Annotated in this window: 10 protein-coding genes; 3 read left to right on the forward strand and 7 right to left on the reverse strand. The window is 73.2% G+C overall.

The window, feature by feature from the left end; all coding sequences use genetic code 11:
- The 3 genes from LN652_RS07750 to ligD (LN652_RS07760) all read right to left on the reverse strand — a co-directional run bounded on the left by LN652_RS07750 (nucleotide 1) and on the right by ligD (LN652_RS07760) (nucleotide 2,059).
- Nucleotides 1-147, reverse strand: coding sequence for a hypothetical protein (locus LN652_RS07750; RefSeq protein WP_230444092.1), 147 nt, complete (start codon nucleotides 145-147; stop codon nucleotides 1-3).
- A 107-nt stretch (nucleotides 148-254) separates the two neighbouring features.
- Entirely contained in the window at nucleotides 255-1,148 is an 894-nt protein-coding gene (gene ligD / locus LN652_RS07755) for a non-homologous end-joining DNA ligase (RefSeq protein WP_230444093.1), read from the reverse strand.
- Nucleotides 1,145-2,059, reverse strand: coding sequence for a non-homologous end-joining DNA ligase (gene ligD / locus LN652_RS07760; RefSeq protein ID WP_230444707.1), 915 nt, complete (start codon nucleotides 2,057-2,059; stop codon nucleotides 1,145-1,147). Before ligD (LN652_RS07760) ends, ligD (LN652_RS07755) begins: the two co-directional genes overlap by 4 nt.
- Nucleotides 2,060-2,153: 94 nt before the next feature.
- Between ligD (LN652_RS07760) and ku the strand changes: the two genes are divergently transcribed.
- Nucleotides 2,154-3,107 carry a non-homologous end joining protein Ku gene (gene ku / locus LN652_RS07765; protein WP_230444094.1) on the forward strand — a complete coding sequence of 318 codons (954 nt, stop codon included), beginning with the start codon at nucleotides 2,154-2,156 and terminating at the stop codon, nucleotides 3,105-3,107.
- 332 nt (nucleotides 3,108-3,439) lie between these two features.
- Here the strand turns inward: ku and LN652_RS07770 are convergent, their stop codons facing one another.
- Genes LN652_RS07770 through LN652_RS07785 form a run of 4 tightly spaced genes read right to left on the reverse strand, consistent with a single transcriptional unit; the run spans nucleotide 3,440 to nucleotide 8,359 of the window.
- On the reverse strand, nucleotides 3,440-4,330 hold the full coding sequence (locus LN652_RS07770) for an alpha/beta fold hydrolase (RefSeq protein WP_230444095.1): 891 nt from the start codon (nucleotides 4,328-4,330) through the stop codon (nucleotides 3,440-3,442).
- Between the two features lie 44 nt (nucleotides 4,331-4,374).
- Nucleotides 4,375-5,820 (reverse strand): acetyl-CoA carboxylase carboxyltransferase subunit alpha/beta, encoded by a 1,446-nt coding sequence (locus LN652_RS07775; protein WP_230444096.1) that lies wholly within the window; start codon nucleotides 5,818-5,820, stop codon nucleotides 4,375-4,377.
- Nucleotides 5,817-6,992, reverse strand: coding sequence for a CaiB/BaiF CoA transferase family protein (locus tag LN652_RS07780; RefSeq protein ID WP_230444097.1), 1,176 nt, complete (start codon nucleotides 6,990-6,992; stop codon nucleotides 5,817-5,819). Before LN652_RS07780 ends, LN652_RS07775 begins: the two co-directional genes overlap by 4 nt.
- Nucleotides 6,989-8,359: an SLC13 family permease gene (locus LN652_RS07785; RefSeq protein ID WP_230444098.1), complete on the reverse strand. Its 1,371-nt coding sequence runs from the start codon at nucleotides 8,357-8,359 to the stop codon at nucleotides 6,989-6,991. The genes LN652_RS07780 and LN652_RS07785 overlap by 4 nt, the downstream gene beginning before the upstream one ends.
- A 120-nt stretch (nucleotides 8,360-8,479) precedes the next feature.
- Here LN652_RS07785 and LN652_RS07790 point away from each other — a divergent pair, with 120 nt between their 5' ends.
- The gene (locus LN652_RS07790) at nucleotides 8,480-9,187 is read left to right on the forward strand and encodes a FadR/GntR family transcriptional regulator (RefSeq protein ID WP_230444099.1); all 708 of its coding nucleotides are present in this window, start codon (nucleotides 8,480-8,482) and stop codon (nucleotides 9,185-9,187) included.
- A complete protein-coding gene (locus LN652_RS07795) occupies nucleotides 9,184-9,954 on the forward strand; it encodes a sulfite exporter TauE/SafE family protein (protein WP_230444100.1) in 771 nt (256 codons plus the stop codon). Before LN652_RS07790 ends, LN652_RS07795 begins: the two co-directional genes overlap by 4 nt.
- Nucleotides 9,955-9,956: the final 2 nt, after the last annotated feature.

The raw sequence follows: 9,956 nt of genomic DNA on the forward strand, positions 1-9,956 counted from the left end.
CTAGCGACCGGTGGACTGAATCCCCGTGTCGGCGGTCTGGACGACCCCCGTCTGCACGGGCTGGGCGGGTGCGCTCTCGCCGGGTCCGGCCACCACCGCACCGGCAGCCAGCAGGACTGCGACGGGGACCAGGGCGATGCGGGACATGGGTCAAGTCTCTGGCCACGAGTTCCACGCGGGCCCCTCGCGGTGGTCACACGCGGTAACAGTTCCGGGACCTTCGTCACCGACGGATTCCGCGGTCGCGGAGCCGATCAGGCGTCGAACACGTCGCCCAGCTCGGCCACGCGCTCCAGCACCTGCTCCATGCCGAGCTGCTCGAGCGCGAGGTCGTCGTCCGCGCCCTCCTCGACCTCGTCCCACGTCAGGGGCGTGGCGACGGTGGGCCGCTCGCGTCCGCGCAGGGAGTACGGCGACACGGTCGTCTTGGAGCCGCTGTTCTGCGACCAGTCGAGGAACACCTTGCCCGGCCGCTTGGCCTTGGTCATGGTCGCCGTCACCAGGTCGGGGTGTGCCTTCTGCAGCGCCTCGGCGACCTCGCGCGCCAGCTCGGTCGTGCCGTCGCTGTCGAGGTCACCGGGCAGGCGGGCGTAGAGGTGGAGCCCCTTGCTGCCGCTCGTCACCGGGGTGCAGGTCAGGTCGCGCTCGGCGAGCGCCTCGCGCACCAGCAGCGCCACCTGCGCACACTCGTGCAGCCCGGCGGGCTCGCCGGGGTCGAGGTCGATCACCAGCCGGTCGGGGTGGCGCGGCGTGCCGTCCTCCTCGACCGTCCACTGGTGCACGTGCAGCTCGAGCGCCGCGAGGTTGGCCAGCCAGGTGAGGGTGGCGAGGTCGTCGCAGATCGGGAAGCGGAGTGTGCCGTCGCCCTTGCCGGTGCGCGAGCCGGTGGTCGGCACCTCGACGGTCCGCACCCACGACGGCGTGCCGGCGGGTGCGTTCTTCTCGAAGAAGCTGGAGCCCTCCACGCCGTGCGGCCAGCGGATGCGGGTCACCGCCCGGTCGCGCAGGTGCGGGAGCAGGACGGGGGCGACGGCGGCGTAGTAGTGCAGCACCTCGCCCTTGGTGGTGCCGGTGCGCGGGTAGAGCACCTTGTCGAGGTTGCTGATGGTCAGCGTGCGGCCCTCGACGTCGACCTGCACCTCGCTCACCGGAGGTCCTCCGGCGTCAGGTCGTCGCGCACGCCCTGGAACGACGGCTGGCGCAGCCGGTCGTAGCCCAGCCCGTGGGTGTCGATGTCGACCACGATCCGCGGCTCGACCCAGAAGGTGCCGCGGGCGTCCTCCTTCGGGACCTCGTCGGCGAACGGCGAGGCGTCGGCGGCGTACGGCTCGAGCAGCCGGGCGAGCCGGGCGCTCGTCGCGCCGGCGATGCCGCTGCCGACGCGGCCGCGGTAGGCCAGGCCGTCCTCGGTGACCTCCCCGACCAGGAGCGCGGCGAGCCGGTCCTGCGTGCCGACCTGCGGGCGCCATCCGCCGACCACGAACGAGCCGCGGTGGCGGTGGGCGAGCTTGCGCCAGTCGTCGCTGCGCCGGTCGAAGTGGTAGCGCGAGCCGCGGCGCTTGCTGACGACCCCCTCGAGCCCCTGCTGCAGGGTGGCGGTGAAGAGCATGTCGCCGTCGTCGTACGCCGCGGGCACCTGCCAGCGCGACTCGGCCAGCGGCAGCTCCTCGAGCAGCGCGCGACGCTCCTCCAGCGGCCGGGTCGTGAGGTCCTCGCCGTCGAGGCGGAGCAGGTCGAAGACCATCAGCGTGGCGGGCACCCGCGTCACCAGGCGCGCGACCTCCTGCCGGTTGCGGACGTGCATCCGGTGCTGCAGGACCCGGAAGTCGGGCACGCCTCGGTCGTTGAGCGCGATCACCTCGCCGTCGACGAGCAGGTCGCGCCCGCCCAGCGGCGGGGCGCTCAGGTCGGGCCACGCGGGCGTGACGTCGTTGTCGTTGCGGCTGGTCATCCGCACCACGCCGTCGTGGGCGTCGACCAGGACGCGTACGCCGTCCCACTTCACCTCGTGGAGCCACTCCGCCCCCGTCGGCACGCGGTCGGCCTTGGAGGCGAGCATCGGGCGCACGGCGCCAGTCTGCACCCTCGGGCGTGACGCGCGACACGCTCACCCCTGATACTGGTGTGACCCACTGTGACGAGAGGTCTTCCCCATGCGAGCGATCTGGAAGGGCGCGGTCTCCTTCGGGCTGGTCAGCGTGCCGGTCAAGCTGTACGCCGCCACCGAGAGCCACGACGTGTCGTTCCGCCAGGTGCACGCCAAGGACGGCGGACGGATCAAGTACCAGCGGGTCTGCTCCCTCGACGGCGAGGAGGTGGCCTACGCCGACATCGCCAAGGGCTACGAGACCGAGGACGGCGAGATGGTCATCCTCACCGACGACGACATGGCCGAGCTGCCGTCGACGTCGTCGCGCGAGATCGCGGTGGAGAAGTTCGTGCCGCGCGAGCAGATCGACCCGCTGCTGTTCGAGAAGTCCTACTACCTCGAGCCGGAGGGCCAGGGCGCCAAGCCGTACGCCCTGCTCCGCCAGGCCCTCAAGGACGCCGACCGGATGGCGGTCGTCACCGTCGCGCTGCGCCAGCGCACCACGATCGCGGTGCTGCGGGTGCGCGAGACCGAGGCCGGCGAGGTGATCGTGCTGCAGACGATGATGTGGCCCGACGAGGTCCGCGTCCCCGACTTCAAGGTCGAGGTCGACGACGCGAAGCCGCAGGAGGTCAAGATGGCGCAGATGCTCGTCGAGACCCTCGCCGGCGACTTCGACGCCACCGAGTTCGAGGACGACTACGCCGGCGCCGTCGAGGCGCTCGTGAAGTCCAAGATCGAGGGCGGCGAGATCAAGCGCACCGAGACCTCCACGAAGACCTCCGGCGAGGTCGTCGACCTGCTCGCCGCGCTGCAGAAGTCGGTCGCCGCCGCGAAGTCCGCGCGCGGGGAGGACTCCGGCGACTCCGACGACGAGAAGCCCGCGAAGAAGACCGCTGCCAAGAAGTCGGCGGCGAAGAAGACCCCCGCCAAGAAGGCCGCCGCGAAGAAGACGGCAGCGAAGAAGACCGCGAAGAAGACCGCGACCAGGAAGACGGCCGCCAAGAAGGCCAGCTGAGTCGGGCGTACGAGCGGTGGCCCAGCCACATTCCGCTTGCTCCGAGTGTGGCTGGCTCACCGCTCATCGGCGCGGCGGCGTACGACCCGCCGGGCAGCGGTGGCCCAGCCACACTTCCGGCCGCAGGAACGTGGGTGGGGCACCGCCGCCCACGCGCGTCGGCGTACGACCCGCGTACGAGCGGTGCGTGACGAGGATTTCGGGGCCCGAAAGTCCCCCTCACTCACCGCCCCGGCGGCGCGCCGCGTACGACCCGCGTACGAGCGGTGCGTGAGGAGGATTCCTAGGCCCGAGAATCCCCCTCACCCACCGCTCCGGCGGCGGACCGGCGGTCAGAGCCGGGCGAGGTCCTTGAGGTCGGCGAGGATGTCGTCGATGCGGGCGACCAGGGACAGGTGGCCCTCGTCGGCGAAGAGGTGCGCGCGGGCGCCGGGGATCGCGGAGGCGAGCCACTGGCCGTGGGCGAAGGGCACCATCCGGTCGTGCTCGCCCTGCCACACCGACACCGGGACGCGGAGCTCGCGGACGTCGAAGCCCCAGGGCGAGACGATCTGCAGGTTGTCCTCGAGCATCCCGACCGGTCCCTGCTCCACGGAGCGCCGGAAGGACGCCGCGACCACCTCGGCGAAGTCGCCGGTGAGGGCGGCGGCGTCCACCTCGTCGACCAGGTCGCCGAACGACGCCACGATGTCGTCGGCGGTGACGTCGCGCAGCTCGGCCACCTGCTCCTCGGCGATCGGGCGGTAGACCTCGCGCCCGGCGACGATGGCGTCGAAGTCGCGCACGTTCTCCTCGCCCATCCCGGCCAGCCAGTCCAGCCCGTCGACGCCGTACGGCGCGACCCCCGCGAGCAGCGCGGCGGCGCGGCACTGGTCCGGCATCGCGGCCGCGCACGCCAGGGCCCGCGGACCGCCGCCCGACCACCCGAGGGTGACGAAGTCACCGATGCCGAGGTGGTCGAGCAGCGTCGCGGTGTCGTCGGCGTCGGCCAGGATCGGCGCGACGAGGTGGTCGGGCCCTCCCCGCGGCGTCGACTGGCCGTAGCCCGGCCGCGAGAAGGTCACCAGCCGCAGCCCCGCCGAGGCAGCCGCCTCGAGGAGCGCGGCGTCCTCGACCACCGCGCTGGGCGTGCCGGAGTGGTAGACGAGCGGGAACCCGTCGGGGTCGCCGCCCTCGAGGTGCTCCAGCGTGCGGCCGTCGTCGAGGGTGAGGTAGTCGACCATGCCGCGATCATGGCACGGTGCCCGCGACCGGCCGGGCCGAGCGCTCAGCAGGCCTCGGCCACCGCCGCGCCGGTCAGCTCGCGCAGGCGGGTGCCGATCTCGGCGGCCACCGCCGCCGCCAGGTCGGCGGGCTGCTCGCCGTCGACCTCGGGCACGATGTGGTGGACGATCCCGTCGGCCAGCAGGTCGACGGCGCGCACCCGCTGCTGCGTCGCCATCTCCGGCGCGTGCGAGACGTCGCCGTGCACGATGACGCTCGCCCCCTCGGGCGGCAGCGGCGAGAGCCACGCGTGCTCGGTCGCCACCACCATCTGCGCCGGCAGCAGCGCGAGCGCTCCCCCGCCGCAGCCCTGGCCGAGCACGACCGAGAGCGTCGGCACCCGCATCGTGGTGAGGGTCGCGATGCACCGGGCGATCTCGCCCGCGATCGCCCGCTCCTCCGCCTCGGGCGACAGCTCGGCGCCCGGGGTGTCGATGACGGTCACCAGCGGCAGCCCCAGCTCCTCGGCCAGCCGCATGCCGCGACGCGCCTCGCGCAGCGCGCCCGGGCCCATCAGGTGTCCCGGGGTCTGGCGCGAGCGGTCCTGGCCCACCACGACGCACGGCTGGTCGTCGATCCGGGTGAGGGCGACCGTCACGGTCGAGTCGCGCTCGCCCTCGTCGGTGCCGCGCAGCCGCACGGTCCCGGTGGCGCCGTGGGCGAGCAGGTCCCGCAGCCCGATCCGGCCCACCGCGCGGGTGCGCTCGATGCTGTCCCAGGCGGCGTGGTCGCCGAGCAGCCGCTTGGGCCGCTGGGGCAGCGACCCCGCGCCCGGCGGGTCGACGAGGACGCCCAGCGCGAGGTCGACCAGGGCCGGGAGGTCCTCCGCGGCGGCCACCCCGTCGATGACGCCCGACGCGGCGAGGTGCTCGGCGACCTGCACGCCCGGGCGGAACGGGCGTCCGTGGAGCGCCTCGAACACCTTCGGCCCGAGGAAGCCGACCAGCGCGCCGGGCTCGGCGACCGTCACGTGCCCGAGCGAGCCCCACGAGGCGTACACCCCGCCGGTGGTGGGGTGGCGCAGGTGCACGAGGTAGGGCAGGCCGGCGGCGCGGTGGTCCATCAGGGCGCGGGAGATCTCGGCCATCCGCACGAAGGCGGGCGTGCCCTCCTGCATGCGCGTGCCGCCCGACGCGGTGCTGGCCAGCAGCGGCAGGCCCTCGGCGGTCGCCCGGCGCACGGCCGCGATGATCCGGTCGGCGGCGACCCGCCCGATCGAGCCGGCCAGGAAGGCGAACTCGTTGACCACGACGGCGACCGGGCGCCCGCGGACCTCGCCGCGACCGGTCAGCACCGACTCGTCGGTGCCGGCCTTCGCGGCAGCCGCCTCGAGGACGGCGCGGTAGCCCGGCTCGACGCCGGTCAGGTCGACCGGGGAGTCCCAGGACGCGTACGTCCCGGGGTCGAGGACCAGGTCGAGCAGCTCGTGGGCGGTCCAGCGGCGCGTCATGCCCCGCCACCGCCGACCCAGGCCCGGATCTCGTCGGCGTGCTGGTCGAGGAGCGGCGGCGCGACGTGGTCGCGGCGCGTGACCTCGGCGCCCTCGCCGTCGAAGAAGCGCAGCGGCGGGCCGGGCAGCGTCAGGTGGCCGAGGCTGGCGTGCTCGACGTCGAGCAGCAGCCCTTGGCTGGCGACCTGGTCCCACTCGTAGACCTCGTCGAGGGTGCGGACCTTGCCTGCCGGCACGCCGACCTCGGCCAGGCGGGCGAGCAGCGGCTCGGAGTCCCAGTCGGCGAAGGCCGCCTCGACGACCTCGATGACGCGGTCGCGGTGCGCGACGCGCTCGCCGTTGCTGGCGAGCCCGTCCGCCTCGGGGTCGAGGCCGAAGCCCTCGCAGAACCGCCTCCACAGGCCCTCGCTGCCGAGCGCGATCTGCACCGCTCCGTCGCGGCAGTGGAACAGGCCGTAGGGCGCGATCGACGGGTGGTGGTTGCCCTGCGCGCGGCCGACCTCGCCGGCGACGGTCCACCGGGTGCCCTGGAAGGCGTGCACGCCGACGACCGAGGCGAGCAGGGAGGTCCGCACGACCTGGCCCCTGCCGGTGCGCTCGCGCTCGTGGAGCGCGGCGAGGATGCCGTAGGCGCCGTACATCCCGGACAGCAGGTCGGCGATCGGCACCCCGACCCGCTGCGGGTCGTCGGGCCCCGAGCCGGTCAGCGACATCAGGCCGGCCTCGCCCTGGGCGATCTGGTCGTAGCCCGCGCGTCCGCCCTCGGGACCGTCGTGGCCGAAGCCGGTGATGGACAGGACGACGAGGCGCGGGTTGCGCCGCATCAGCTCCTCGATGCCGAGGCCGAGACGCTCGAGCACGCCGGTGCGGAAGTTCTCCACCAGCACGTCGGCGCGCTCGACGAGCCCGAGCAGCACGTCCTTGTCCCCCGCGTCCTTGAGGTCGAGCGCGATCGACTCCTTGTTGCGGTTGGTGCACAGGAAGTACGTCGACTGGCGCGCGTCGGGCTCCCCGACGAACGGCGGGCCCCAGCCGCGGGTGTCGTCGCCGCTGCCCGGCGCCTCCACCTTGATCACGCGGGCGCCGAGGTCGCCGAGCATCTGTGTGCAGTGCGGTCCGGCGAGGGCGCGGGTGAGGTCGACGACGAGCAGGTCGGAGAGGGGTCCGGTCATGCGAGGGCTCCTGGGAGGACGAGGGCGGCCCAGACGAGCAGCGGGCCGACGAGGGTGACGATCACGGCGTAGCCGAGGATCTGCTTGTAGTAGGTGCTCTCCTCGATGCTGTCCGGCCTGTTGGCCAGCATGAGGGCGCCGTTGGTGGAGAACGGGCTGACGTCGACGATCGTGGAGCTGACCGCGAGGGCGGCCACGAACAGCCCGGCCGAGAGCGCCCCGCCGTCGGCGGACACGAGCGGGATCGCGATCGGGATGATCACCGGCAGCAGCGCGGTGGAGGAGGCGAACGCCGACACGATGCCGCCGACGTAGCAGAGGATCAGCGCGCCGATGGCGGCGGCGCCGAGGCCGGCGGCCCACTTGCCGACGAACTCGGGCGAGCCCGCGGTGGTGAGGATGGTGGCGTAGGTGCTCACGCCGGCGACCAGCAGGACGGTGGGCCAGGCGATCTGCTTGACGGTGTCCTTGTAGGCCTTCGGGGTCAGGATGGAGAGCACGACCGCGGCGGTGATGGCGGCGAAGCCGATGTTCTTGTCGAAGACCAGCGCGACGACCGCGACCGCCAGGAAGGCGAGCAGGGTCAGGGTGTGCTCGAGGGTGGTGCCGGCGTCGTCGGTGTTCGGGGTGCCGGTGGTGGGGCTGGCACCCGTCGCGGACTGGGCGTCCGAGCGGTCGCGGCGGACCCGCTCCCCCGACGCCGCGACCGCGCCGCCGCCGCCGCCCGCGGCCACGAGCTCACCCTCGGCGTCCATCCGCAGCGACATCAGCCTGCGACCGCCGAGGACGACGAAGAGGATCGCGGCCATCAGCGTGTTGACCACGAGGCTGGAGAAGAAGATGGTCAGGTGCGACTCGCCGAGCCCGGCGTCCTCCATCACCGAGTTGGTGATGGTGCCGTAGATCGAGATCGGCGAGAACCCGCCGGCCTGGGCGCCGTGGACGACGAACATGCCCATCATCAGCGGGCTGATCCCGTAGCGACCCGCGAACCCGAGGGCGATCGGGCCGATGATCGCGCAGGCAGCGGGGCTCGCGGCCCCGATCGCGGTGATCACCGCGGTGACCGCGAACATCACCCACGGGATCAGCGCCACGCGCCCACCGACCGACGACACGGCCGTGCGCACGATGAGGTCGACCGTCCCGTTCTGCCGGGCGATGGCGAACAGGTACGTCACGCCGATCAGCGTGAGGACGAGGTCGGCGCTGATGCCGGCGAGGATCTCCTTCTCGTCCAGGCCGAGGGAGTACATCCCGACGAGCCACGCGGCGACGTAGGCCAGCGCTCCCATGTTGATCGGCAGCAGCGTGCCGACCACGAACAACGCGACCAGGGCGATGATCGCTATCCATTCCGGACCCATGTGAAAACCTCCGAGTCGAGTGCCGCACGGCGGGGCTCGGGGGGTCATGGCCCTCGTCACAGTGCCGGCTCAGTGGCCTAGCCAATAGCACTCTGGTCCAATCGTCAATAGGATCGCTCCATGACCGACTCCTTCCCGCCCCGGTTGATGCGCACCCGGCTCTACGAGCAGGTCGCCGGTCAGATCTCGGCCTGGATCTCCGACAACGGGCTGACGGCGGGCGACAAGCTGCCGCCCGAGCGCGAGCTCGCGCAGCGCCTCGGCGTGAGCCGCGCGACCCTCAGCCAGGCCCTGGTCGCGCTCGAGGTCGTCGGGGTCGTGGAGGTGCGCCACGGCGACGGGACGGTGGTGACCGAGCGCCAGGGGATGCAGCAGGCCACCCGGATCGTCGAGGCGATCCGCAGCCACGCCGACCGGCTGCCCGAGGTGATCGAGACCCGCGACGCGCTGGAGACCAAGATCGCCTCGCTCGCGGCCGTGCGCCGCACCGACGAGGACCTCGCCCGCATCGACGACGCCCTCGCCGCGATGGAGGCCGACATCGCCGCCGGCGGCCGCGGCGTCGAGGGCGACGAGCGGTTCCACGGGGCGGTCACGGCCGCCTCCCACTCCCTGCTGCTGGCCCGGTTGATGGGCGAGATCGGCGACCTGATCCGGGAGACGCGGATCGAGTCGCTGGGCCAGCCCGGACGACCGCAGGACTCGCTCGCCGGCCACAGGGCGATCGCCGAGGCGATCCGCGCCGGCGACCCCCAGGCGGCGTCGGAGGCGATGCACGCCCACGTCGCGATGGTGAGCGACGTCGCCCTGCTCCGCGAGCAGCCGTGACCCTGCTCGACGCCCTCCTGGTGGTCGTCACCGGGTTCGGCGCCGGCGTGCTCTCCTCCACCGTCGGCGTCGCCTCGCTGCTGAGCTTCCCGGTCCTCGTCGCGCTCGGCCTGCCGCCGGTCGTGGCCAACGTGTCGAACACCCTCGGCCTGGTGCCCGGCGGCGTCGGCGGGGTGCTGGGCTACCGCCAGGAGGTGCGCGAGGCAGGGCCGATCGCGAAGGTCATCGTGCTGGTGTGCGCGATCGGCGCGGTCGGCGGGGCCGCGCTGCTGCTCGGGCTGCCGCCCGGGGTCTTCGAGGCGGTCGTGCCGTTCCTGATCCTGTTCACCTGCCTGCTCGTCGGCGTCCAGCCGCGGGTGGCCGCGTGGCTGCGCGAGCGGCACGAGCGCCGCCACGGCGAGGAGCGTGCCACCCGGCACCAGATGTCGCCGGCGACAACCGCCTTCGCGACGCTCACCGGCGTCTACGGCGGCTACTTCGGAGCGGGCGCGGGCGTGATGATGGTCGCCGTCCTCGGCCTGGGCACCGACCTCGAGCTGCGCGTCGTCAACGGCCTCAAGACGCTCTCGCTGATGGTCGGCAACATCGTCGCCGGCGCCATCTTCGTCGTCGTCGCCGACCCCCGCTGGGACGTCGTGGTGCTCCTCGCCGCCGGGTCGCTCGTCGGCGGCTACGTCGGCGCCAGGATCGGGCGCAAGCTCCCCGACGCGGTGTTCCGCTGGGCCGTCGTCGCCGCCGGCGTGGTCGCCGCCGTGCTGCTGTTCTGACG

This window comes from Nocardioides okcheonensis (assembly GCF_020991065.1).
Lineage (GTDB): Bacteria > Actinomycetota > Actinomycetes > Propionibacteriales > Nocardioidaceae > Nocardioides > Nocardioides okcheonensis.

What these genes read in the sequence shown, in the direction of transcription:
- LN652_RS07750 (WP_230444092.1), bottom strand. Translation starts at nt 147, where the DNA reads ATGTCCCGCATCGCCCTGGTCCCCGTCGCAGTCCTGCTGGCTGCCGGT.
- ligD (WP_230444707.1), bottom strand. Translation starts at nt 2,059, where the DNA reads ATGCTCGCCTCCAAGGCCGACCGCGTGCCGACGGGGGCGGAGTGGCTC.
- ku (WP_230444094.1), top strand. Translation starts at nt 2,154, where the DNA reads ATGCGAGCGATCTGGAAGGGCGCGGTCTCCTTCGGGCTGGTCAGCGTG.
- LN652_RS07770 (WP_230444095.1), bottom strand. Translation starts at nt 4,330, where the DNA reads ATGGTCGACTACCTCACCCTCGACGACGGCCGCACGCTGGAGCACCTC.
- LN652_RS07775 (WP_230444096.1), bottom strand. Translation starts at nt 5,820, where the DNA reads ATGACGCGCCGCTGGACCGCCCACGAGCTGCTCGACCTGGTCCTCGAC.
- LN652_RS07780 (WP_230444097.1), bottom strand. Translation starts at nt 6,992, where the DNA reads ATGACCGGACCCCTCTCCGACCTGCTCGTCGTCGACCTCACCCGCGCC.
- LN652_RS07785 (WP_230444098.1), bottom strand. Translation starts at nt 8,359, where the DNA reads ATGGGTCCGGAATGGATAGCGATCATCGCCCTGGTCGCGTTGTTCGTG.
- LN652_RS07790 (WP_230444099.1), top strand. Translation starts at nt 8,480, where the DNA reads ATGACCGACTCCTTCCCGCCCCGGTTGATGCGCACCCGGCTCTACGAG.